The organism is Synechococcus sp. MU1648 (genome assembly GCF_023630615.1).
Classification (GTDB): Bacteria; Cyanobacteriota; Cyanobacteriia; order PCC-6307; family Cyanobiaceae; genus Parasynechococcus.
Genome location: NZ_JAKUHI010000001.1, coordinates 214,366 through 232,929 on the forward strand (window position 1 = coordinate 214,366; position 18,564 = coordinate 232,929).

The following is an 18,564-nucleotide window of genomic DNA, read 5'->3' on the forward strand; positions in this document are numbered from 1 at the left end:
GTTTGTTTGGTCTGAATGAACGAGGCAGTCAGCCAAAGCCCCGCCCCGAGGCGTGGACGGGTTCTCCCGCAATCCGAAACTCGATGTGATCAGTTGCGGGGTCGTACAGGGTGTAGTTCCTCCCTCCGCCAATACCGATCACGCTGCGCTTGGGTACGGCCTGTTCGCTCTGCTCTTCTCCGGCATGGTCCTTCACATGCGATTGGATCGATCCACCGGAGAGTTCAAGCCGGAACTGACGCTGGCAGCGTGCTGTGAAGAGGCGATTGACATCCAGCCGCGTCAGGCGATCCAGTAACACCAGGGCAGAAGTGTCTTCTGTCAGCCGGTCACCAACATCAGCTGAACTGCCATGGATAAGGGCGCAGTCGAGTTCGATGAAACCGAACTGCAGCGATGCCAGCCAGTTGAGATGGTCTGCATCCACGGAAGCAAGAAGTGCGTTGACGCCAGCCTCGCCGTGCTCTTGTCTGAGACCTTCAGCCTTGCGCTCCCCGCGGTAGCCAGACTCAGCAAGCAGCTGCTCTTCCCACCAGCCATAGATGCATTCGGGCTGGAGATCAGCGCGATGCGGCTGTCTCAGACGCTCGAGCAGTGCATTGCACTCGCGTTGTGATCCGATCAAATCACCAAGAACAAAGAGATTGGCGACTCCTCGTTGTTGCATTAACTCCTTCTGGATCTGCTCGTACAGATCCAGGTCTCCTTGGAGACCACTCACCAGGGCCCAGCGTTCCATCAGCGCTCACACACGTGGCTGGCATCTTCAGCCCGCTCGGCGTATTCGAATCCGTGGCTGAGCCTCCAGGCAAACACTTCCGGTAAGCCCGCATCAACAATGGCCTGACAGGTTTTGGCGACGTCGTAGTCGACCTCTCGAATGGTGACGTCTCCTGTGTTGTCGTCATGGATCACATAGGTCGCCTTCGTGCTCCCATGACGTGGTTCCCCCACGGAACCAGCGTTGACGATCCGCCGCATTGGCAGTTCCAGCTCATGTTCTGTTGGTGTGCCTTGATCGCTTTGTTGCACCTTCACCCGAATGGACCCCTGCCGTAGTTCGCGCACATAGGGCTGGTGGGTGTGGCCGCAGAACAAGGTTTCCGCTCCCGCTGTTTCAACCCGCTCAAGGGCTGCAAATGCGTTCATGTCAGGCAACAGATACTCGTGCTGACTGTTGGGACTGCCATGCACAAACAGCAGCTTGTCTCTGCGCAATGTCATGGGCAGTTCGGCCAGAAATGCTTTGTTGGCCTCCGTCAGCGTTGCGGCTGTCCAATGGTGGGCACGATGGCCTCGCCGTTCCGCCAGCTGGGAGGGATAGCTGCATTCACAGGCATTCAATCCATCAATGATGTCCTCATCCCAGCACCCCTGGCACGTGTCAATTTGCCGCTGCCGCACCAACTCCACCACCTCATTGGGCTGTGGTCCGTAACCAACAAGGTCGCCCAGACAGGTGATGGTTTTGATCCCGTGGGAGTCAATGTCGTCGAGGACGGCCTCAGCGGCTGCCAGGTTGGCGTGCAAACAGGAGATGACGGCATGCTTCATGTCAGTCAGCTTTCCAATGTGGGTTGTTGTTGTTGCTGGAGCTGTTGTTGTTGCGCGGTGAGCACGTCATCTGCGAGCAGGCAATCGTTGATGGTTGCCTGCATCCCTTCAGGATTGAGTGCCTTGCCTTGAACGACCAGTTCTGAAGTTCGACTGGGGCGCCCCGTGGGGGGAGCCGTGGCGTCCAAGGGCAGAAACTGTGATCCCTGTTGGCTCACCATCCAATTGCAGAAAAATGCACGCCCGTCGGGGAGATTCATCAATCCTTTGGCGCGGTACACATCGCCGTAGGCACCATTGACGAGTTCAAACCAGAAGCTGCTGAGGCTGTCTGGGTCCCAAACACAACCTGAAAGGGATGTATGCCAAGCCTCAAGCTTGCTGAACTCCAAGGTGTCATTCGAAGGCAACTCTGGGTCTCGCCCAAAGTGCATGACTTGGTCAGGTTGCAGCTGCAATGCGTCCAGCTTTGAGCGGACGTTGATTCCGAAGCCATCGATGCCCTCCTGGGTGGGAGTACGAAACCTCTGAACTTCGATCAACGTGAGCGCATCGTCCTCCTCCTTCAGGTCTGCTGCATTGGATGGCGTCGCCTCCTCAAGCCTGGGGATCTGGTCCTTGAGCCAGCTCAGGTCGATACCGCTGTCGGCTCCCTGCTCAAGCCCCGCGTCTGGTTCTTCCTCCAGGCGCAGGTAAGCGCAGGGGCCGCCGTGATCTTGGAGCGTTTTGAGTGCCCAGGATGTTTTTCCGCACCCCGGAGGACCTGAAATCAGGCACACCTGACCCATCGCAGCCTCCACAAAGCTCGAGAATCATTCTCATTATGGTCGCTCGTGGCTGCCCTGTCGCGCTTCGGCTCCATTGCGTTGAGGTTGGTATCGCTTGTTATGGGCTCTGCTTGCATCTCTCGCTAGGGTCACCAGAACTCGGTTTTGACCTATGCAGGCCTTGGAGTTCCTCGCCCTCGCGCTGGTGAACTTGGCTCTGATGGTTTATCTGTTTGAAAAAGGCTTCAAATTCTGGAAGGAGAACCGTCGTCTCGATCGCCTGGTCAATCAGCATCCCGAAATGAAGGGGGTGCATCCCGACGAGGATGGCCTTTTTGTTTTTGAAAGTGATGACTCCTTAAAGGTTTTGGTTCTGGAGAACGATGAGCCTGGTGTGGATGAGCCCTTCTATGTGAGAGAAGAAGATCTTGAAGAGGAGTGAATGCAACGCCTGACCTGAAGTTTTGGGGGTAATTCGTGCAGGAATGGAATGATGAATTTGTTACCCAGGCTCAACATGAGCTCACCTCCATGGTGACTGACTGGAAATACGATTACGGCGTCAGTGATCGTGATTGTTCGGCCATGTTGCTCTGGATGCTGATCAAGCTCAATCCCGATTGCAATCTCGACGCCGGTGTTCTGGATCCCTGAGCAGGCGTTGTGTCTTGGGCAGCCAACTTGGCCCGCCAGTGGGGGTGATGCGTTTGTCTGTCCCTAGGTGAAAGCACCGATGTTTATTGGTTCTTGGCGATACACAATGAAAGGGTGACCCCCAGCTCAGAACAGGGGGAATCTGCGTCGAACAAGGGGAGGGACTAGGGAACCCTCCCTTTTTTGTGGCTGGACTGCAGTTCAGCTCACCTAGGCCTTTCTCTGGGGTCTAATCACAAAAAAACCCGCCAAAGCAGCGGGCCAGGTGATGGGGGATCCCAACATAACGACCACTGCCAATGGATGCAGTGTTTCTTTCTTATTCATGCTGCGGATCCGGTTGCAACTTATGGCCCTGCTGTGAGTGGTATCGCTTTGCGCAAGATCTAGTTCAGTCGCCTGCGTGAGCCGCTGTTGCGCCCGACTTCCTGAACGTTTCGACTCAGATACAGGGCATTGCTGAGTCCCATCACGACGGTGCATCCTGCCGGGCCGCACACCCGGTAGACGTGATGTCCAATGGATTCGACTGTTCCGTTGCCTTGAACGGAGTACGGCAGATGCAGGCGCTCGGCCATGGGACGACGCTTGAGGCAAAACCGTCCTACGGATTCCGAGTTGGACTTGACTGCGACATCTGATACAGGTTCGCTTTTCTTTGCTTCCCTCAGTGTTTGTTAAGGATCCAGGCCTGTGCCTTCGTGGGCCTCAGGCACCTGGGAAGTGACTGGCCTTGAGTCGAACAAGGTGATCCCGCACTTCCAGGTCTGGCATTCGCATCACGCGTTGCATTAGGTCTTGCCGATGGGCGTAAAGCCCCCTGCAACCCTTGATGGGTTCGGTGAGCAGCTCGAGCAGTTGTGCTTTGGCCGTTGTGCTTGTCATGGTCTTTTGCTGCGCCTGGTCTCGTCTTGTCCCCCAAAGCATCGCGAACATGTGATCGCAACACATCACCCATTCGAGTGGTTGTCTGCACTGATTCCAGGCGACGTCTCCCCCATTCGAGGGGTGGCTGCCAGGGTCAGCTTCTTTATCGTGACGTGTCTTTCGAGGTTCGGATGAGGGTTCTGCAATCCGTTCTGGCGTTGCTGTTGGTGTTGGTGCTGGGTTGCGCAACAGCTTCACCGGTGTTTGCTGCCATGAGCGAGGAGTCGGCGAGTAGTGATTTGATTGCGACGCTCGAACAAGCGCGGGATGTGCGGGAGCAGGCGGATCTAAAAATCCGGGAAAATCTCAAATTGATGGCGTCCAGTTGCCTCTATATGAGTGATTCGTTGAAGGAGTTGATGGCTTTGGAGAATCAGTTTGAAGACCGCCAGATCGCAGATTTCACCGTGGGTATGGCCGATGCGGTCGAGTTGGAATTGCTCGATGAGGAATCCCGGAAGATCAAGGCGCTGTACCGGCGATCCCACTGTGACGACCCGATCATCCTGCGGGAACAGTTGCGGCAGGCGGATCAAAAGCGGAAGGCCTGACTCAAGCAAGCTTCGCAACAGCAGACCCCCGACCCCTTTGACGGAGGGGGCCGGGGGTCTGGTTCTGAACGGTGTCGTTCAGGCTTGAAGTGGCCGTCCCGTTCCGATGAACGGGCGGCCTAGATCGCTCGCTTGTGCATGACGCACTCCATCAGGTTTTCGGCTGAAGGAAAGTCGAAGCGTCTGGCTCGTGGCACCTGGGGCCATGTTCCAAGGGGTCGGGTGAAGGGGGCTCCTTAGGGCACCTGACACGGTGCAGATGGAGTGCCGATCGGCCTGGCCTTTCGCACAAGGCTCGTCGAAGGGCGCACCCGACAAGAGGTGTGAAAAACTGTTGGAGCAGGGGCCTGAAAGTCAGTTTGCTTCTGACGTCTGCTCGGTTGGACCGTCGTCACGCATGGACGCCTCCGATCTCGATGGACACATTCTTGGGGGTGGGTCGAGTCCCGGCAATCAGCACGAACACGCATTGCCTTTCAGGGCTGAATCGGCTGAAAGTGGGAAGGCCGTGGCCGTGATCTGATTAACCTGAGCCGCCGACCGCGGTTGATGACCATTCCCTTCGGCACGCCTGAGTTTTCGGATGGTCTGCTGAACAAGTCGGTCTCATCCACACGACTGCGTGCCTGGTTGAACACACGTCTTCGCCAGCTCGCCATGGGGCAACGCATCCAGGATGCGCGGGCGTTGCGTAGCGAATTCCTTGTGGAGTGATCAGTGCCGCTCAGGTCTGTTCAGGCAGATCAACCCAGCTCGAGGCAGGCCAGGCCATAAACGTTGCGATCGTGGCCTTTCGGCATCACGCCTTTGTACATGCGCACCGTTGATCCCATGGGCTTGAAACCCTTCGCCGTTGTAAGGGTTTTGGCGGAGTGGTTGTGCCCGGGGGTGTCGATCAAAACGACTCCCTTATGGCGGTCCATGGCGTTGTTTAGCAATAGCGATGCCATCCCAGCGTCTTCTGCAAGCCATGGCCCCACCCGCCAACCGTCGCCAATCGGGAGGAGGCAGGGTCGAATGCGTACATAGCCATGGCATTCACCCTTTGTATCCATGGCCACGAACACCTCCCCGGCCTTGTGGCGAAGCCACAGTTCAAGGAAATGGGGGCGCGGGCTGATTTCGTGGCGTTCGTCGTAACGCTGGATGGCCTCGAGTGAGATGTCGCGCAATGACACGACGTTGATGTCGCTGCGATGGAGAAGGGTTGTGTTCGGGTTGTTCGATTGATCGCTCAGGCACAACATCTGCCGGCGAGTGGTGACGCAATCCTTCTGAAAACCGGCTTTTTCATAGAAGCCAACCATCTGCACCGCTGCTTCTAGACCGATGCACTCCACGCTGTTGAGGGTCTGCAGGGCATGTCGCCAGAGGCGATGGCCAATGCCCTGGCCGCGATGGTCCTGCTTCACAACAAACAGGCCGATGAAGGCGTAGCCGGGGTTGTAGGTCACCGCGGCGATGCATCCCAACGGCTGGTTGTTTTGCCAAGCCAACCAGATCCCCTGGCGATCGGTGTTGGCATAGATCTCGATATCGCCCACACCAGGAGCGAAACCCTGTTCACGGGCCAGACCTGTCACAAAGTCAAGGTCGGATGACGTGAATGGTTTGATCTCCAACATCGACAGTCAGGCGAGGGGGCAGCAACCTGAGTGTTCGAACAATTTTCAGGCGCCGTCAGGCGGCCCGGAGAATTGAATCCACACTGGTTGGATAACGGCGCACGTACGCATTGGTTTCCATGGCGACGATGCGCGCCTCTTGGCGATCAGCTGCCTGGAGTTGCAGCGTGTGTTGGCTGCCGTCGTTTGTTTTGTAGCGAACGAGAAAACGTTGAGGATTGGCTGTCATCGGTCTGAGACCTTCCGTCCGATCCGCAGTGTTGCTGGCCGTAGCGCACAGGCAAGAGCGTGAAATGGTCTGTGGTTTCCCTCAACGATGAGATGTCCCATCGGTTGCGCGTGAGCCAGGTCGAGCTTCATGGCTTTGCCGTGAATGCACCCGTCTTACTGCCTCTGCAACCGGATCTCCATCCCCCTGTCAGGGGATACGTCGACCTGTAGGTCGCCGATCCTGTCGTGATGGGCTCTTGGCCGTCTGTTTCGGCTTGGGGAAGGGGAGATCCGAACCGTTGCGGGCGGTTCTCCTCTCCCTGTGTTGCAACCTCCTGAGCGACGCTTGACCCGGACAGATGTTCATGAGGGGACCAACCCCTGAGGCTCGACCCTCAGGGGTTTTTTATGGCTGTTCAGAGTGAACAGTTGCTCCCTAGGGTGATGCTCATGACTCACGTGCCCCTGCGGGCTTTTGCTGACCATGACTGCTTCGAAGCTGTTCGACTTTCTCGGCCGGGTGCTGATGGCGGCCGTGTTTGTGAATGCATTGCCGGGGAAGTTCAGCAACTTCGCTGAAACGGCAGGCTTCATTGCCTCCAAGGGCATTCCTGAGCCGCTGGCATCGGTTCTGCTGGTGGCGGCAATTGTGGTGTTGATCGCCGGATCGATTCTGCTGGTGTTCGGTAGCAATACGGTGCTGGGGGCTTCCCTGCTGCTGCTGTTCCTGGTGCCCACCACGCTGATCTTTCACACCTTCCCGGTGGACAGTGGTTTCGCGATGAACCTGGCCTTGATCGGAGCGTTGATCTTGGCCATCACCCGTGCCTGGGGCAATGGAGTGCCCAGCTTCACGAACATCCGCTCCAAGGGTTGATCGCCCGTTGGCTGGGTCATGGCAGGGCCAGGGCCGTTCCCTCACGGCGCGGGTCTGCCACCCCTTGCCAAGCACCATCGATTTTCTGCACCAGGGCGGTGCCGCTGCCAATGGGCTGACGACGTAGTGGCCCTTTTGTTGTCAGCTGCTCCAGCGGGAACGGCCAGGCGAGCGGGGGATCATTTTCCAGCACCAGCGTCTCGCCCCGCCTGGAGAGATGGGGCAGGGCCACCGCTCGCGTTGGCGGCTCGTTCCAGACCATTGATGCCACCAACACCCGGCTGAGTAGATGCGGAATGCTCCGACCGCCAGGGCTGCCGAGGGCCAGCACCGGTTGACCATGACGGAACACCAGGGTGGGCGCCATCGACGACATCGGCCGCCGTCCTGGCAGGCGACGGTTCGCTACCGGTTTGCCGCCAAGGCTGGGTCTGAAGGCGAAGTCGGTGAGCTGATTGTTCATCACCATGCCGGCCACCAGGTGCCGACTCCCAAAGATTGTCTCCACTGAGGAGGTGTAGGAGGCAATATTGCCTCCGGCATCCACGATCGTGATCTGGGTGGTCCCCTGCTCCTGCCCCTGACCAGGCCGACCGAAGGGGTAGCGATCCGTCCCCGGTGGCAGCCCTGGAGTGGGTTGCGTTGCCTCGGCGATCTGCATGGCCTTGGCTCGCTTTGCGATGTACCCCGGATCGAGCAAGCCAACGGTGGGAACCGCTCCATCGCGCGGGTCACGCACCCAATAAAGGCGGTCGGCATCGGCCCAGGCTTGGGCTCGGCCCAGCTGCCTCCAGATTTCAGGCTCTGCTGCGCTGGACCCTGGAAGATCGCTGCTCTGGCTCAGCAGGGCGAGGGTCTGCAGCAGCGCCAACCCACCACTGCTGGGGGGCGGCATCGTGCAGATCTGATGTTGAAGCTGTTGGCGGCAGAGGGGGGCGCGATCCAGCACGGCATAGCTGTTCAGATCGACTGGGCTCCAGCCACGGAAATCTGGTTCGCTGGCCTGTAGGGCATTGATCCCGTCGAGGATTCGCTGCGCTAACGGCCCTTGATAGAAGGCCGGCCCACCGTCACGGGCCAGCAGCCTCAGGGTCTGGGATAGGGCGGTGTTGCGGAACGGTTGATCCGCCGGCGGGGGCTGGCCACCGGGCAGGTACAGCGCCTGAAAACCGGGGCTGTGGGCCACACCGAAACGCTGGGCAAGACGAATGGAGCGCCGCAGCCGGGGGCTCGGTTGAAAGCCAACGCTGGCCAGGCGGATCGCCGGTTGGAAGGTGTGGGCCCAGGCCAGACGACCGTGGTTTTGGTGCGCCTCCCAAAGCAGGGCAATGGTGCCAGGAATGCCGATGGCGTTGGCTTTGGCGGTGGCCTCTCGCCAGGGGAGGGGACTACCCGAGGGGTTGAGCAGGTCGTCGGGCTGGCTGCGCTCGGGGGCCACTTCACGGCCATCCAACACTTCCAAGCTGCGTTGCTTTGCATCCCAGTGGAGGAGGAATCCGCCGCCTGCGAGGCCGGAGCTCTGGGGCTCCACCACGGCCAGCACCGCTTGCGCGGTGACCAGGGCATCGACGGCGGTGCCGCCCTCCCTGAGAATTCTCAGCGCAGCTTCACTGGCCAGGGGATTGGCGGTGACCACCACGGCTGATCCGCTGGCGCTGGAGATGCCCTTGCTGGCGGGGTCGGCCGATTCCGGATCATCGCGGCTGATCGGTGCCGCTGTTATCGGGGGGCAGATCAAGAGCGTCAGAGCCAGCAGAAAGGCCCTGATCCGAGGGAGCCCGCTCCTGCTTGTGGCAATGAAAACTTCACTGCAAAGGTTTTTGGAGGAAAAAGTGATCAGATTCCCTCACTCACCCCCCTTGGATTTCAATCCAAGGGCTAAACCTGTCTAGGAAGAGATGTATCCGCAGGCCCACCTACGGGATACATCGCAATCCTGTGGGACAACTTACCGAAAAAAAGGTTCCTAAAGAGCCCACTCCTCAGGAACAACTCGTGCATGCAGGAAGAACTTAATGCTACTCAATCTCTCTTAACAATGAGTAAATTTGCTCAGCATGAGCGGGCTGGGTCTTTGCGCGGTATTGCTGATTGCTGTTTCCTCTGGCAGCTCGTTTCAACTGGGCAAAAAGAAACCCCCGTCCAAGCGGGGGCTGCATTCCTATGGCGTTGTCGGGCTGGGATTGGTCAAAGACCAAGGAATTTTGCAGGAATGCCATCCAAGCTGCTGTTTCCCATCATTTGGAAGATGACGTTGATCAGCATCCCTCCAATGTGGATGGCTCCTACCAGTGCCAAGCCTCTCCAGAGCTTCTCAAATGCTGCTGGGGGCTGATTGTTAACCCACGTGCCGGATCCGTTGGTCATCAATTCATTGTGACTTTTGCAACCTTGGCGGAAGCTGTTGTTTTGGTCCAGTATTTGTCATTGACATTCATCAGCGCACGGGGGGAGAGCAGCGCCGCCAGCCTGTCTTGAGCATCGTGTTCCACGCTTCGATGGCGTTGTGGCGGAGCATCCGCCGCCGGGTCTGTGGCATCGGTGGCCGAGGCGGAACCCAGCAGTAGGTGTGCACCGCAACCCACTGGGAATGGACGGTGGCTGAGTCGGGTTTGAACTGCACCACCTTTTGCTGCTCAGGGCTCACCAGCCAGCCTTCACCGCCTGGCTTTTCCGTTGGTTCGTGGGTGGCGCGGTATCGAGGCAAGCGGGTGGGGCGAAGGCAAAGAGAAGACAGCTCTGCCAAGCGCGTGCTGCCGGAGCGGTGCCCCGACGTGATGATGGCAAGCCTGATCGTGACTGGTGGGCCAAATCGAGCGCGAACCGTTGGGATTGCCAGGGAATGAACAGAGTGTCCTGGATGGCGATGGCAATCTCAGTTGAGGAACATCGATTCACACCTTTGTGATGCTCCAAAAATAGAAGCTCTTCTCAGTCAAAAACACACATCAGAGAAGCTTCCGGAGGACTGGATTGCGACCAATGTCCCACTCAGGCAAGAGAGTTTTGCGCTGTCCTGTACTTAAAGGACAGGCAATGAAGATCTTTTTGGTTCTCAACGAAAAAACATAAAGTTTTGCTATCGACTTGTAAGTAAGTGTGAGAAGCTTGAATTATTGGCCTGATAAATTAATGCTACTTCATGCCCTGATCGATTATATTTGAGCAAATCAGTTTGGTAATAATGGATAGCAGTCGGGTTGAAGATTTTTCCCAAAAAATAGCCTCGGACTTCGCGCAAGCCTGCAGGAATGATGAGAAAAGTGAGGATTGTTTTGGAACTGCGTACAGCTACGGTCGAGACAATGAGACTCGTTTGACCCATGAAATCATTCGCCTCCAGCGAGAAAGTGGCCTGTCGAGAAGAGAAATTATTGAGTCAATCAGGGATCTTGCAAGTCGTATGAATGCACTTTCTTATGTTTTTCTAGTGGCGGCTGACGTTGCCGAAAAAGCGCTCGACGATGATTGATCCTGGCGGTTTGCATGATCCAAGCCAGCCAAGTGACGACGCTCCGGGCTATGCCCCGCGAGGAGACTTTCTGATGGGCCTCGCCGAAGAAGCGATCAAGGAGACCAGGAGACGAAAAGTTGAGAAGGAAATTGCCGTACTTGCATTGGCACTGAAGGATTACAAAGATAAAATTTCCACTCGACGCTACGAGCAACTTATGAATCGTCTTTCCGAACTGAAGAGCCAGCTCAACAGCAATCCTTAAATTCAATACACAGTTTCAGTCGACCTCAGAGGAATGGCTTGAGTGCTGGGTTAATCAGGCTTGCGACGATATCTCTGGCTTGGCGCTGATGGCGCCTGTTCTTTTAGCCGTACTCATGTGGGGGAGTTTCGGCGAAGACTTCTAAAAACTCTCTGATCCATTCAGGAGCAAGAATTATGAAAATATATGCAGTTTTTCAGAACATCGACATGGCTTTGATCTTGCTCAATTTGAGTTGATTGAGTCCGTTTAGATCGTCATATTTAATCAAATCTTGCTTGATCATGTCGGCCAATGTGAAAAGAATATTGCTGAAATCAAATTCCATTCGACCCTCGTATTGGTAGCGCTCGGTGCTTAAAAAGTCGTGCAGGCTCCAGATCGATTCAGGTGTGTCGAGTTTCGCGCTTTGATCCTTGAGCGTTTCAATCAAGATCACCACGGACCGTTGTTTGCCCAGGGCGAAGGCATGCCGCGCTACCGCTTCTTCTTCAGAGGTCCAATCGGTCGCAGACATGTGGTGGGTGAGGTGGGATGGCGTCGAGCGTCTGGATCGGGCCAGACCTCAGTGAACAAATCAACCCGTCCTCAGTTCCGGCAAAAGGAACCACGGGGCTTTCGGGTTGCTGTGGTGCTCGCGATGATAACCAAAATGGTAACAAGCGAGAAGTGATACAAAAGGATGAAGATTCAAGCTTTTAATTGAAACTTCATGGCTCTTCTGTCGGTGTTCTTTGCGATGGGGCAAGTAGGTGCCAACAAAGAAAAGCTGTCCGGTGCTGATGAGCAAGGGAAGCAGATATGTGACGGAAACTGTGATGAATGGAGGGTTGTGATTGGCTTGGGTTGCCAGCACAAGAACCATTAAAACGAGGATCAGTCGGCTGAGTTGTGCCGGATTGAGGTAATTCCGCAAAAAGCGCGTCAGCCAGGCCACAACGGATCGGTTGTTGGCTGGGCAGAAGTCTGGGTCGGCGTCTGATTCCGGCATCAGGTGATGCCGGCGGTGATTTGATCTGCAGACGTCGTAATTCAGACCCGCGTACAACCACAAACAAACCCGGCCAATCCTCTGATTGATCAGGCCATGCCCCGGTGCCAAGCTGTTGTGCATGGCGTCGTGGGCAAGGATGAACAGGCCGGTGTGCAGGAAGCTGCGACACAGAATCCAGCTGATGATCAGCAGGGGATGCAGCTGATTCAGCTCAATACGCAGACCAATGATCAGCGTGATCAGCCAGGAGACTGAGATCAGTGCTCCTAGTTGTAGGCCTCGCTGAGCAGAGGACTTCAGGCCGTCATTTGGCACCAAGTTTCAGCAGTTCAGCGGGTGAGGCGAGAAGGTCGATCGCAACGAAGTAGATCTTGTCGTTGTCGTCGAGCAGGAAGCGCCAGGCGACATTCATGCCCACTTCGCGGCCAAACCAGGGGGTTTGCACCTTGCCGGTGACTTTGATCTGGTTGAAACCACCTTCAGTCGGTTCACCGAAGCCGCCTTGGGGCATCAGCTTCAGGTTCTGACAATCTCGCTTGAAGAATTTCAGGATCGCTTCACGGCCCACAATCGGACGCTGGAAGGGGGGCTGGAGAGCGCCGTCGTCGAGGAACAGATCAATGAGCTCATCGAAATCGTTGGCGTTCAACAGCTGCATGTAGCTGAGGATCGTCTGGTTGAGAACGCCAGGAATGAAGATCTCTTCGCGCTCATCCACCGGTGTGGGGGCGACGATCGGCTCCGTAACGATCTTTGTGTCGTCAATGTTGGGATCAAATCCCATGTCGACAACGAAGTTGCGCAGCAGGGTGATCTGCTGGCCTTGCTCGACCTTCTTCACCGCTTCCAGCACCGAATTGGCGTTGGCCGAAAGCTTGTAGCCCTGGGGAATGGGGGCGACTTTGCCCTGGCGCATGAATTCGCCCAGCTCGTACCAGAAGCAGAGCTTTACGTTCACCGACCAGTAGGCATAGGTATTGGAGATCGGGCTGTTGATCTTGCCCGCGAGGTCGCACATGACCTTTGTCTGTTCGTCGAAACTCATGGCCAAGATCTGGTCAAGGGTCGGACGAGCCAACTGCATGCGTGCAGCGCCGGGGGCGGCGATGGTGATGGTCTGACCCATCTCGAGGTAGGCGAACCAGATCAGTGCCAGCTGGTCTTCTGCGGAAAGCAGTTGGAAGCGGGCTGTGATGGCCGGAACGGCATCAGCAGTAAGGGTGTCCGGGAAGATCTGACGAGCCTTATCGAGCGTGAACATCCAGGACGTAAGAAGGTGTTTACGGACTGTAACACTATGTTTCTTTGTGTAAATATGCGCTCCGCTTGGTCTCCTGTTCGTTAGTGAACAATTGGCCTGGCAGGGTTTTGTTCCGAATCAGGGTCGCTGATCAGGAGTCGAGTATTCGTCGTCCAGTCCGTGAGGGCTAACGCTTTTTGGTAGGGCGCTGAAACAAGAGCGGGCCTGCCGGTTCCGTTGGCTTCGGGGTGTTGATCGGCTCTTATCTGATTGCGTTGAGGCGCAGGTTTATGAATGCTGGCGCAGTTTCTTGAGTTGATCGTCGATCTGAAAGCGCAACTGCCTCAGATTTTCAACATTGATCTCGTTTTCGCCCGCACTCCAGTGCTGCGGGTTGGCGACACGAATCTCGAGTTCACGTAGGCGGGAGCGATCGGTTTGCATGTCGAGCTCCGCGGGCGGATTCAGTCTGTTGCCATTGCGCCGTGTTCAACATGAGTTTTTTTACCGCTTCGTAGAAAAGAAGTGACTGCAGTCCAGGCCGGTTCAACATCGACTGGATGAACAGCTTCAGCTGGGAAAGGCTTAATTGGAATCAGACTCGAACAGGTGATCCATTAAGGCTGCATAGAGTTTGGTCTTCATGTCCAACAGGAGGGCTTGTTCGTTGGCATCACCCCCAGGCCAGCTGACGTAGGCCTCAGCAATCGCCTTGTGCAAAAGGCGCAGAGCATCTCTTTCCACCGCGATCGTTGTGATCATTTGGTTGCCCTCCATTTGCTTTGAACGAAACAAGCTGTCTTCAGAGATCTCTCGGTTGGCGCATGATCCAGTCCGAGGCGGCTTGCTGTTGTTTCCAGGCCACCAAAAGGTCTTTCGCAATGCTGCGGAGGGCCTGAAGATCCTTTGAGTTGTCGATCTCCCGTGAAAATTTCTCGATTTCAAATTTCTGGCCCAGAGTCAACGCAATCGGTTCCATTGGCTTGTGGCTTTGCGACCGGAAAGTAACCCAGAACTTTTGGTGCTGCAAATTGAAACCGTAGTGTTTGCAACCGATTAGAGAGAACTATGATCAGCTCAATACATTGCCACCGTTACAGAACATTTCTGAATGCGGCTAATCAATCGGATCGCAAAGGCTTATGGCCTTAGAAAGCATTTGCAGCTCTGGATCTGATGCATTTTTCCTGGGAAAAACATCTTGAATTATCCCGGAATGTAGCTGTTGCTTCAGACGAAAATCTGGGTATGGCTCTGGCACTTATGGGTGTTGCTCTGACCATGCTGGCCAAGGATCTCCTGGCCCATGAACTGAATGGCTCAGCGCTGCCGTCATCCAGGTCTTGAGCCATAAGGCCAAGTCGTTGGCTCAAAGAAAGTCCATCTCATCTTCGTTGTTCTCGTCTTCCCGGGATTGGATCCACAGCGCCGATAGCGGAAAGATGAAGCAACTAGCAATCAGAAATTCCATTTGAACCTGGCTTTGCTGCACTAACGATCAAGCAAAACTGGATGGTGATCTGTATCAACTGATCTCGTTTTTTCTGATTTTGGTCGTCGATTGATCCGTTTTGTCTTGTTGAGTGATTGTGCTTAGTCAGCCCAGGCTGATCAAGGCCACACCTGCAATCAACAGCAGAACAGACAGCACCAACAAGCTTCCATTCATCGGTTGCTTGTTCTTTTGATCGATTCCATCCCCAGGCGTGCTGCCTGGCGGCCCAGATCAATCGCTGCTTTGGCGCTGCTTTTGATCAAATCCTTGGCCGAGCTTCGTACCCGTCGCGGGCTGCGCTGCATGGCGTCGGGCCAGGATCCTTCTGGCCATCGCGGCACGCGACGGGTGACTCGGTCACCGAGTTGAAGCAGGGATCGACGCAGCCGGCTGGCCACAGCTTTGAAGCAACAGCATCAATCTGCTGGCTCTATTGCAAGGGTGTTGTGCCAATTGACACGAAGGCGGGTTGGCATCTGCATGGGAAACCCCCAACACAGGGGCGGGGCTTAGCCGTATCTGGAGGTAATGGACATCACTTCATCCCTAGAACCGTTTTCAACATGGCCACCAGTTGCTTCTTGCTGAAGCTCTCCAAGGGTGGCGGTGGTGCTTGAACGCCCTTGGCCTCCAGGGCTTGGCATAGCTCCGCCTTCTTCAGCTTGGAATAGCCCTTGATGCCATTGGTTTTGCAGATGCGCTTGAGGCTCGCCACTGTTTGTTGGTGAAAGCTGCCTTCTCCGAGCAACGCTTTGGCATCCACCTGTCCTGGAAGCGACGCCGACGTTGGCTGCTCTGCATCAGAAACACGGCGCAACTTTTGATCGAGGTCGCGCAGCGCCCGAGCATCTGATTCGGCAACGGTCTTGAGGGTGGCCCGTAGGGCGTCAGCGATCCGTCCCATCGGCTCCTTCCGTGAGTGTTGCTTGCATGGCTTGCTGTTTATCGACCATCGCCGTCAGTTGCTGTTTGGTCGACGTCCAGCGGTTGATGAACCGAATCACTGCTTTGATCAACCTGCCAATGAAGGCACCCCCTTGATAACTTCGGCGGCCGAGTTGATAGGCGCCGAATTCATTCACCAGAGAATCGCCTGCATCCTCCAGTTCGCCCACCACATTGGTCACGATTTCGAGCATTTCATAGGCCTCTTGGCGGACGCTGGCTTCGCGTTCGGCAATTGCTCGCAGCTTGCTTTCCAGTTCCCGCATCGCCGCACGGTTCTGATCGGCTTTGCTTCGGAAGACGCCGCGGCTGATCATCACCGACTTGTAGCTGTTCCTTAGCTCGCAATAGGTCTGGTTCAGGTCGTCTCGATCCAGAGCAACCGGATCAACTGGGAAATGGCCTGTTGGCAAGAGTTCTGGCATCGATGCTTTGCAACACCACAACCTTCTTTCGATTGCTCTGGCATCACCTCCCGCATCTCAGGGATGGTTTGGTTGGGGTGTCTCCCTCAACTGAGGGATGGAAGAAGCATTGGCTTCGGTAAACCTGAAGAAGGCCTTCGCGGCTTTCGTTGCCCGGATTGAGGCCTTGCTGGATACCCCGAATCTGTTGGTCAGACCCCACATGGGCTGGAGTTCCCGCCGGGCCCGCAGCCGTTTGGTGCAGACCCTGGCGAGGCATCTGAAGGCCTACGTCTCCTACTGAGTGGCTTCAGCCTGACCCTCAGCTCGGCATAGCCAGAGGCGGATGAACAATCCCTGATAGAGCTGCAGAGGTGAACGCCAACCGGCTTGCTCCAGCACAGCCGCGACCCGGCTGGCATCAAGGGAGAACACCACCTTGTTGCGGCTGTCCCTGATTTTTTCAAGCCGGTCTTCAGGAACGCCCCGGTCGACAAGCCGTTGCCACGCCACATTGAACACTTCGCGTTGGCTCTCGCCCTCCTCCGCTTCGCTGTAGGCACTCAGCAACAACACGCCGCCATCAGCCGTGCACTGCGTCAGTTCGCGCAACATCGCGTTCTGCTCGTCATGGGGCAGCAGGTGAAGCACGTTGTGGCACACCACCAGATCAAACCGGGCGCCGTTCAGTTCGCCCTCGAGCGCCGCGTTCAGGGTGCAGGGCAGCAACCGGCAGCGGCTGCTGCCGGGGTGATCCGAAAGGGTTTTGCGGCATTGCTCCAGCATCAGCTCACTGGGCTCGAGCACCGTCAGCTCAGCATCAGAGCAGGCGTTGAGAAGGTTTGGAAGTTCATCGCCGGGGCCGGGACCCACCACCAGCACCTGCTGCGCATCGCTTGCTGTGGCCTTGATCGCTGCTCTGGCGATCTCGTGCAGAACGTCGTGGCCGGGAATGGAGTCTTGAATGCTCTTGCGATAGGTGCGGCCGTACTCGCCATCGAAATCAAGGGAGGGCATGGGCCACCGCGATGGATCTTTCCCAATGATGGTTGCTTTGTGCGATTCAGCCCTGGAGGTTGCCGATGCCGTTGTGCACCCCATCCCCTCCCAACCTGACTGCAGTCTTGTCAGCCAGCGCCCTCGTGTCTGCCAGCAACGGTGCCTGCTGGAGCCATCCCTCGTCTGAGGGATGGTCTCGCCCCGATGACTCCCCCAACTGAGGGATGTGATTCTTCTGCTGTTGGGGCTCAATAAAGAAGCGCGCCATTGCTTCCTATGCCCCCGGTTTACGACTTGATCCTTCAGCGCAAGGGCGAGCTGCAGACCGAAACGGTGCAGGTGGCCGATGCCGCCCAAGCCTGGCGATTGGGGCGTGAGCGCTATCCCCACTGCATTCGTGGCGTTGTTCGTCGGGATAGCTGCCGTGATGGCTCTGCAGCTGAGCCATCCAAACGCCGCTAAAAGGAGGGCATCTGAAGGTCTTGGAATGGAGCTGCGGCTTGAGTCGCGTGCGTTGCATGAAGCCATCGAAGCGACGGCGCAGTTCTTTCAGAACCAGCGGGTGGTGGTCTGCTGCGGTGACCGTCTAACCCTCACCTGTCTCTGCCTGGCGGAGCCGATTCGCCGTGCCGTGGTGGGCGCCGCCACCACCGAGGAGGAGGGCTTCGAGTTGGTGCTGCGCACCCGGCCGAGCCTGCTGATCTGCAGTGCGGATCTCGAAACCGGCTACGGCATGAACCTGCTGCGGCGGGTGAAGGCGGAGCTGCCCACCTGTCAGCTCCTGATCGTGCTGGTGCGCGAAACCCAGGCCGTGGTGCAGGAGGCGATGGAGGCCTATGCCGACGCCGTGATCTTCAAATCAAGCCTTGGCACAGGAAAGGGTGATTTCGTTCAAGCCCTTCACACCCTCGCCGAAGGAGGCGTGTATTTCCCCGAGGAGATTCGTAGCCTTGGCGCGGCCCAGGCGCCGAACCCGAATCTGCCCGCGTTGATTGAAGACCTCACCGAGCGTGAGCTGGAGGTGGTGGCGGGGGTGGCCCGAGGTCTCACCAACCAGGGGGTTGGCAGCAGCCTCGGCATCTCGGTGGAAACGGTGAAGACCCATGTGATGAATGCCAAAGACAAACTTGGTGCTGCTGATCGCACTCAGTTGGCGGTGATGGCACTGCTTTATGGCTTGATCGATCCCCTCGGCTGATTCACTTGCTTCACTCACTTCGGCAAGCCTGTTCGGTGATCACGGTCGCCATCCCGCTTCGGTCGCCGCCGCTTGATCCATAGGGTCACTGCGTTGCTTTTTTGTGATGTCCGAGGAAACCACCAACCCGCAGTCTTGCAACGGCAAGAAGCGGGCGATGCTCGCCTATGGCGTGATTCAGATCTCCGCCACCGTTGTTTCAGCCGTGTCGTTGGCGGCCATTGCCTTCGGTTTGTGTGCCGTGAAGCAGGAAAGCCGTTTGTTCAATGGCTGCGTTGAGGCTGTCGTGGCAGATGGCAGGTCTCAGTCCGAAGCTGTTCGTTACTGCAACGGCGGTTGAGATTCAATCTCAACCGTTGTCTGCGGTTGATCAAGAGCCCTTGGCGACGCTGCGTTTTGAGCGAG

Annotated in this window: 34 protein-coding genes; 14 read left to right on the forward strand and 20 right to left on the reverse strand. The window is 56.7% G+C overall.

What is annotated here, in order from left to right:
- Window positions 1-28 precede the first annotated feature (28 nt).
- The 3 genes from NCN06_RS01240 to NCN06_RS01250 are packed head-to-tail and all read right to left on the reverse strand — an operon-like array spanning window position 29 to window position 2,342.
- Window positions 29-739 (reverse strand): phosphoesterase, encoded by a 711-nt coding sequence (locus tag NCN06_RS01240; RefSeq protein ID WP_226398585.1) that lies wholly within the window; start codon window positions 737-739, stop codon window positions 29-31.
- Window positions 739-1,554 carry a metallophosphoesterase family protein gene (locus NCN06_RS01245; protein WP_226422482.1) on the reverse strand — a complete coding sequence of 272 codons (816 nt, stop codon included), beginning with the start codon at window positions 1,552-1,554 and terminating at the stop codon, window positions 739-741. Before NCN06_RS01245 ends, NCN06_RS01240 begins: the two co-directional genes overlap by 1 nt.
- A 5-nt stretch (window positions 1,555-1,559) precedes the next feature.
- Window positions 1,560-2,342 carry a GTP-binding protein gene (locus NCN06_RS01250; RefSeq protein ID WP_226407521.1) on the reverse strand — a complete coding sequence of 261 codons (783 nt, stop codon included), beginning with the start codon at window positions 2,340-2,342 and terminating at the stop codon, window positions 1,560-1,562.
- A 151-nt stretch (window positions 2,343-2,493) separates the two neighbouring features.
- Here NCN06_RS01250 and NCN06_RS01255 point away from each other — a divergent pair, with 151 nt between their 5' ends.
- On the forward strand, window positions 2,494-2,763 hold the full coding sequence (locus tag NCN06_RS01255) for a hypothetical protein (RefSeq protein WP_115021808.1): 270 nt from the start codon (window positions 2,494-2,496) through the stop codon (window positions 2,761-2,763).
- 89 nt (window positions 2,764-2,852) lie between these two features.
- Window positions 2,853-2,975 (forward strand): hypothetical protein, encoded by a 123-nt coding sequence (locus tag NCN06_RS12755; RefSeq protein WP_255617429.1) that lies wholly within the window; start codon window positions 2,853-2,855, stop codon window positions 2,973-2,975.
- 386 nt (window positions 2,976-3,361) lie between these two features.
- Here the strand turns inward: NCN06_RS12755 and NCN06_RS01260 are convergent, their stop codons facing one another.
- Both NCN06_RS01260 and NCN06_RS01265 read right to left on the reverse strand, forming a co-directional pair.
- Window positions 3,362-3,553, reverse strand: a complete 192-nt coding sequence (locus tag NCN06_RS01260) for a hypothetical protein (protein WP_250398559.1) — start codon at window positions 3,551-3,553, stop codon at window positions 3,362-3,364.
- A gap of 130 nt (window positions 3,554-3,683) precedes the next feature.
- Complete coding sequence (locus NCN06_RS01265) at window positions 3,684-3,860, reverse strand: hypothetical protein (RefSeq protein WP_226398582.1); 177 nt, start codon at window positions 3,858-3,860, stop codon at window positions 3,684-3,686.
- 173 nt (window positions 3,861-4,033) lie between these two features.
- Between NCN06_RS01265 and NCN06_RS01270 the strand changes: the two genes are divergently transcribed.
- Both NCN06_RS01270 and NCN06_RS01275 read left to right on the forward strand, forming a co-directional pair.
- Window positions 4,034-4,453 (forward strand): hypothetical protein, encoded by a 420-nt coding sequence (locus NCN06_RS01270; protein WP_115094143.1) that lies wholly within the window; start codon window positions 4,034-4,036, stop codon window positions 4,451-4,453.
- 549 nt (window positions 4,454-5,002) lie between these two features.
- Window positions 5,003-5,167 carry a hypothetical protein gene (locus tag NCN06_RS01275; RefSeq protein WP_226398580.1) on the forward strand — a complete coding sequence of 55 codons (165 nt, stop codon included), beginning with the start codon at window positions 5,003-5,005 and terminating at the stop codon, window positions 5,165-5,167.
- A 29-nt stretch (window positions 5,168-5,196) separates the two neighbouring features.
- Here the strand turns inward: NCN06_RS01275 and NCN06_RS01280 are convergent, their stop codons facing one another.
- Window positions 5,197-6,036 carry a GNAT family N-acetyltransferase gene (locus NCN06_RS01280; RefSeq protein ID WP_226398579.1) on the reverse strand — a complete coding sequence of 280 codons (840 nt, stop codon included), beginning with the start codon at window positions 6,034-6,036 and terminating at the stop codon, window positions 5,197-5,199.
- Between the two features lie 97 nt (window positions 6,037-6,133).
- Window positions 6,134-6,307: a DUF8647 family protein gene (locus NCN06_RS01285; protein ID WP_226398578.1), complete on the reverse strand. Its 174-nt coding sequence runs from the start codon at window positions 6,305-6,307 to the stop codon at window positions 6,134-6,136.
- A 465-nt stretch (window positions 6,308-6,772) separates the two neighbouring features.
- Here NCN06_RS01285 and NCN06_RS01290 point away from each other — a divergent pair, with 465 nt between their 5' ends.
- Complete coding sequence (locus NCN06_RS01290; RefSeq protein ID WP_166017052.1) at window positions 6,773-7,165, forward strand: DoxX family protein; 393 nt, start codon at window positions 6,773-6,775, stop codon at window positions 7,163-7,165.
- Between the two features lie 16 nt (window positions 7,166-7,181).
- Here NCN06_RS01290 and NCN06_RS01295 read toward each other — a convergent pair whose 3' ends face one another.
- Entirely contained in the window at window positions 7,182-8,903 is a 1,722-nt protein-coding gene (locus NCN06_RS01295) for a gamma-glutamyltransferase family protein (protein WP_250398560.1), read from the reverse strand.
- 353 nt (window positions 8,904-9,256) lie between these two features.
- On the opposite strand from NCN06_RS01295, the gene NCN06_RS01300 reads away from it, so the two are divergent.
- Complete coding sequence (locus NCN06_RS01300; protein ID WP_250398561.1) at window positions 9,257-9,643, forward strand: hypothetical protein; 387 nt, start codon at window positions 9,257-9,259, stop codon at window positions 9,641-9,643.
- Here the strand turns inward: NCN06_RS01300 and NCN06_RS01305 are convergent.
- Complete coding sequence (locus NCN06_RS01305) at window positions 9,603-9,911, reverse strand: DUF1651 domain-containing protein (RefSeq protein ID WP_502988819.1); 309 nt, start codon at window positions 9,909-9,911, stop codon at window positions 9,603-9,605. The genes NCN06_RS01300 and NCN06_RS01305 overlap by 41 nt on opposite strands.
- Window positions 9,912-10,349: 438 nt before the next feature.
- Here NCN06_RS01305 and NCN06_RS01310 point away from each other — a divergent pair, with 438 nt between their 5' ends.
- Window positions 10,350-10,637, forward strand: coding sequence for a hypothetical protein (locus NCN06_RS01310; RefSeq protein WP_250398562.1), 288 nt, complete (start codon window positions 10,350-10,352; stop codon window positions 10,635-10,637).
- On the forward strand, window positions 10,630-10,884 hold the full coding sequence (locus tag NCN06_RS01315) for a hypothetical protein (protein ID WP_250398563.1): 255 nt from the start codon (window positions 10,630-10,632) through the stop codon (window positions 10,882-10,884). Before NCN06_RS01310 ends, NCN06_RS01315 begins: the two co-directional genes overlap by 8 nt.
- Before the next feature lie 196 nt (window positions 10,885-11,080).
- On the opposite strand, the gene frp is transcribed toward NCN06_RS01315, so the two are convergent.
- Together frp and NCN06_RS01325 are read right to left on the reverse strand one after the other, a co-directional pair.
- Window positions 11,081-11,401: a fluorescence recovery protein gene (gene frp / locus NCN06_RS01320; RefSeq protein WP_250398564.1), complete on the reverse strand. Its 321-nt coding sequence runs from the start codon at window positions 11,399-11,401 to the stop codon at window positions 11,081-11,083.
- 60 nt (window positions 11,402-11,461) lie between these two features.
- On the reverse strand, window positions 11,462-12,049 hold the full coding sequence (locus tag NCN06_RS01325; RefSeq protein WP_250398669.1) for a fatty acid desaturase: 588 nt from the start codon (window positions 12,047-12,049) through the stop codon (window positions 11,462-11,464).
- Here NCN06_RS01325 and NCN06_RS01330 point away from each other — a divergent pair.
- Entirely contained in the window at window positions 11,972-12,133 is a 162-nt protein-coding gene (locus NCN06_RS01330) for a hypothetical protein (RefSeq protein ID WP_250398678.1), read from the forward strand. The two genes, NCN06_RS01325 and NCN06_RS01330, sit on opposite strands and share 78 nt — an antisense overlap.
- A gap of 49 nt (window positions 12,134-12,182) precedes the next feature.
- Here NCN06_RS01330 and NCN06_RS01335 read toward each other — a convergent pair whose 3' ends face one another.
- From NCN06_RS01335 to NCN06_RS01350, 4 genes are all read right to left on the reverse strand, one after another.
- Window positions 12,183-13,139: an orange carotenoid-binding protein gene (locus NCN06_RS01335; protein WP_250398565.1), complete on the reverse strand. Its 957-nt coding sequence runs from the start codon at window positions 13,137-13,139 to the stop codon at window positions 12,183-12,185.
- Window positions 13,140-13,406: 267 nt separating this feature from the next.
- Complete coding sequence (locus tag NCN06_RS01340; RefSeq protein WP_166017047.1) at window positions 13,407-13,562, reverse strand: hypothetical protein; 156 nt, start codon at window positions 13,560-13,562, stop codon at window positions 13,407-13,409.
- 141 nt (window positions 13,563-13,703) lie between these two features.
- The gene (locus NCN06_RS01345) at window positions 13,704-13,880 is read right to left on the reverse strand and encodes a hypothetical protein (protein ID WP_166017046.1); all 177 of its coding nucleotides are present in this window, start codon (window positions 13,878-13,880) and stop codon (window positions 13,704-13,706) included.
- Window positions 13,881-13,920: 40 nt separating this feature from the next.
- Window positions 13,921-14,097: a hypothetical protein gene (locus NCN06_RS01350; RefSeq protein WP_166017045.1), complete on the reverse strand. Its 177-nt coding sequence runs from the start codon at window positions 14,095-14,097 to the stop codon at window positions 13,921-13,923.
- 197 nt (window positions 14,098-14,294) lie between these two features.
- Between NCN06_RS01350 and NCN06_RS01355 the strand changes: the two genes are divergently transcribed.
- Window positions 14,295-14,465 (forward strand): hypothetical protein, encoded by a 171-nt coding sequence (locus tag NCN06_RS01355; RefSeq protein WP_250398566.1) that lies wholly within the window; start codon window positions 14,295-14,297, stop codon window positions 14,463-14,465.
- A 318-nt stretch (window positions 14,466-14,783) separates the two neighbouring features.
- Here NCN06_RS01355 and NCN06_RS01360 read toward each other — a convergent pair whose 3' ends face one another.
- The 3 genes from NCN06_RS01360 to NCN06_RS01370 form a co-directional block, all read right to left on the reverse strand.
- The gene (locus tag NCN06_RS01360) at window positions 14,784-15,011 is read right to left on the reverse strand and encodes a hypothetical protein (protein ID WP_250398567.1); all 228 of its coding nucleotides are present in this window, start codon (window positions 15,009-15,011) and stop codon (window positions 14,784-14,786) included.
- Between the two features lie 137 nt (window positions 15,012-15,148).
- The gene (locus NCN06_RS01365; RefSeq protein ID WP_226398568.1) at window positions 15,149-15,517 is read right to left on the reverse strand and encodes a hypothetical protein; all 369 of its coding nucleotides are present in this window, start codon (window positions 15,515-15,517) and stop codon (window positions 15,149-15,151) included.
- A complete protein-coding gene (locus tag NCN06_RS01370) occupies window positions 15,501-15,983 on the reverse strand; it encodes a hypothetical protein (protein WP_226398567.1) in 483 nt (160 codons plus the stop codon). The genes NCN06_RS01365 and NCN06_RS01370 overlap by 17 nt, the downstream gene beginning before the upstream one ends.
- Before the next feature lie 97 nt (window positions 15,984-16,080).
- Between NCN06_RS01370 and NCN06_RS01375 the strand changes: the two genes are divergently transcribed.
- A complete protein-coding gene (locus NCN06_RS01375) occupies window positions 16,081-16,266 on the forward strand; it encodes a hypothetical protein (protein ID WP_206339137.1) in 186 nt (61 codons plus the stop codon).
- Here NCN06_RS01375 and NCN06_RS01380 read toward each other — a convergent pair.
- Together NCN06_RS01380 and NCN06_RS01385 are read right to left on the reverse strand one after the other, a co-directional pair.
- Window positions 16,260-16,979: a class I SAM-dependent methyltransferase gene (locus NCN06_RS01380; protein WP_250398568.1), complete on the reverse strand. Its 720-nt coding sequence runs from the start codon at window positions 16,977-16,979 to the stop codon at window positions 16,260-16,262. The two genes, NCN06_RS01375 and NCN06_RS01380, sit on opposite strands and share 7 nt — an antisense overlap.
- Before the next feature lie 46 nt (window positions 16,980-17,025).
- Window positions 17,026-17,229, reverse strand: a complete 204-nt coding sequence (locus tag NCN06_RS01385; RefSeq protein ID WP_250398569.1) for a hypothetical protein — start codon at window positions 17,227-17,229, stop codon at window positions 17,026-17,028.
- A gap of 8 nt (window positions 17,230-17,237) precedes the next feature.
- On the opposite strand from NCN06_RS01385, the gene NCN06_RS01390 reads away from it, so the two are divergent.
- The 3 genes from NCN06_RS01390 to NCN06_RS01400 all read left to right on the forward strand — a co-directional run bounded on the left by NCN06_RS01390 (window position 17,238) and on the right by NCN06_RS01400 (window position 18,499).
- Window positions 17,238-17,423, forward strand: a complete 186-nt coding sequence (locus NCN06_RS01390) for a hypothetical protein (RefSeq protein ID WP_115094134.1) — start codon at window positions 17,238-17,240, stop codon at window positions 17,421-17,423.
- A 25-nt stretch (window positions 17,424-17,448) separates the two neighbouring features.
- Window positions 17,449-18,159 carry a response regulator transcription factor gene (locus NCN06_RS01395; RefSeq protein ID WP_166017031.1) on the forward strand — a complete coding sequence of 237 codons (711 nt, stop codon included), beginning with the start codon at window positions 17,449-17,451 and terminating at the stop codon, window positions 18,157-18,159.
- Between the two features lie 106 nt (window positions 18,160-18,265).
- Window positions 18,266-18,499 carry a hypothetical protein gene (locus NCN06_RS01400; RefSeq protein WP_226398563.1) on the forward strand — a complete coding sequence of 78 codons (234 nt, stop codon included), beginning with the start codon at window positions 18,266-18,268 and terminating at the stop codon, window positions 18,497-18,499.
- The last annotated feature ends 65 nt before the right edge of the window (window positions 18,500-18,564 follow it).

Excerpts from the sequence above, each read along its gene's own strand:
- NCN06_RS01240 (WP_226398585.1), bottom strand. The coding sequence starts at position 739 with ATGGAACGCTGGGCCCTGGTGAGTGGTCTCCAAGGAGACCTGGATCTG.
- NCN06_RS01245 (WP_226422482.1), bottom strand. The coding sequence starts at position 1,554 with ATGAAGCATGCCGTCATCTCCTGTTTGCACGCCAACCTGGCAGCCGCT.
- NCN06_RS01250 (WP_226407521.1), bottom strand. The coding sequence starts at position 2,342 with ATGGGTCAGGTGTGCCTGATTTCAGGTCCTCCGGGGTGCGGAAAAACA.
- NCN06_RS01255 (WP_115021808.1), top strand. The coding sequence starts at position 2,494 with ATGCAGGCCTTGGAGTTCCTCGCCCTCGCGCTGGTGAACTTGGCTCTG.
- NCN06_RS12755 (WP_255617429.1), top strand. The coding sequence starts at position 2,853 with ATGGTGACTGACTGGAAATACGATTACGGCGTCAGTGATCGTGATTGT.
- NCN06_RS01260 (WP_250398559.1), bottom strand. The coding sequence starts at position 3,553 with ATGGCCGAGCGCCTGCATCTGCCGTACTCCGTTCAAGGCAACGGAACA.
- NCN06_RS01265 (WP_226398582.1), bottom strand. The coding sequence starts at position 3,860 with ATGACAAGCACAACGGCCAAAGCACAACTGCTCGAGCTGCTCACCGAA.
- NCN06_RS01270 (WP_115094143.1), top strand. The coding sequence starts at position 4,034 with ATGAGGGTTCTGCAATCCGTTCTGGCGTTGCTGTTGGTGTTGGTGCTG.
- NCN06_RS01275 (WP_226398580.1), top strand. The coding sequence starts at position 5,003 with ATGACCATTCCCTTCGGCACGCCTGAGTTTTCGGATGGTCTGCTGAAC.
- NCN06_RS01285 (WP_226398578.1), bottom strand. The coding sequence starts at position 6,307 with ATGACAGCCAATCCTCAACGTTTTCTCGTTCGCTACAAAACAAACGAC.
- NCN06_RS01290 (WP_166017052.1), top strand. The coding sequence starts at position 6,773 with ATGACTGCTTCGAAGCTGTTCGACTTTCTCGGCCGGGTGCTGATGGCG.
- NCN06_RS01310 (WP_250398562.1), top strand. The coding sequence starts at position 10,350 with ATGGATAGCAGTCGGGTTGAAGATTTTTCCCAAAAAATAGCCTCGGAC.
- NCN06_RS01315 (WP_250398563.1), top strand. The coding sequence starts at position 10,630 with ATGATTGATCCTGGCGGTTTGCATGATCCAAGCCAGCCAAGTGACGAC.
- frp (WP_250398564.1), bottom strand. The coding sequence starts at position 11,401 with ATGTCTGCGACCGATTGGACCTCTGAAGAAGAAGCGGTAGCGCGGCAT.
- NCN06_RS01330 (WP_250398678.1), top strand. The coding sequence starts at position 11,972 with ATGCCCCGGTGCCAAGCTGTTGTGCATGGCGTCGTGGGCAAGGATGAA.
- NCN06_RS01335 (WP_250398565.1), bottom strand. The coding sequence starts at position 13,139 with ATGTTCACGCTCGATAAGGCTCGTCAGATCTTCCCGGACACCCTTACT.
- NCN06_RS01340 (WP_166017047.1), bottom strand. The coding sequence starts at position 13,562 with ATGCAAACCGATCGCTCCCGCCTACGTGAACTCGAGATTCGTGTCGCC.
- NCN06_RS01345 (WP_166017046.1), bottom strand. The coding sequence starts at position 13,880 with ATGATCACAACGATCGCGGTGGAAAGAGATGCTCTGCGCCTTTTGCAC.
- NCN06_RS01350 (WP_166017045.1), bottom strand. The coding sequence starts at position 14,097 with ATGGAACCGATTGCGTTGACTCTGGGCCAGAAATTTGAAATCGAGAAA.
- NCN06_RS01355 (WP_250398566.1), top strand. The coding sequence starts at position 14,295 with ATGCATTTTTCCTGGGAAAAACATCTTGAATTATCCCGGAATGTAGCT.
- NCN06_RS01365 (WP_226398568.1), bottom strand. The coding sequence starts at position 15,517 with ATGGGACGGATCGCTGACGCCCTACGGGCCACCCTCAAGACCGTTGCC.
- NCN06_RS01370 (WP_226398567.1), bottom strand. The coding sequence starts at position 15,983 with ATGCCAGAACTCTTGCCAACAGGCCATTTCCCAGTTGATCCGGTTGCT.
- NCN06_RS01375 (WP_206339137.1), top strand. The coding sequence starts at position 16,081 with ATGGAAGAAGCATTGGCTTCGGTAAACCTGAAGAAGGCCTTCGCGGCT.
- NCN06_RS01380 (WP_250398568.1), bottom strand. The coding sequence starts at position 16,979 with ATGCCCTCCCTTGATTTCGATGGCGAGTACGGCCGCACCTATCGCAAG.
- NCN06_RS01385 (WP_250398569.1), bottom strand. The coding sequence starts at position 17,229 with ATGGCGCGCTTCTTTATTGAGCCCCAACAGCAGAAGAATCACATCCCT.
- NCN06_RS01390 (WP_115094134.1), top strand. The coding sequence starts at position 17,238 with ATGCCCCCGGTTTACGACTTGATCCTTCAGCGCAAGGGCGAGCTGCAG.
- NCN06_RS01395 (WP_166017031.1), top strand. The coding sequence starts at position 17,449 with ATGGAGCTGCGGCTTGAGTCGCGTGCGTTGCATGAAGCCATCGAAGCG.
- NCN06_RS01400 (WP_226398563.1), top strand. The coding sequence starts at position 18,266 with ATGTCCGAGGAAACCACCAACCCGCAGTCTTGCAACGGCAAGAAGCGG.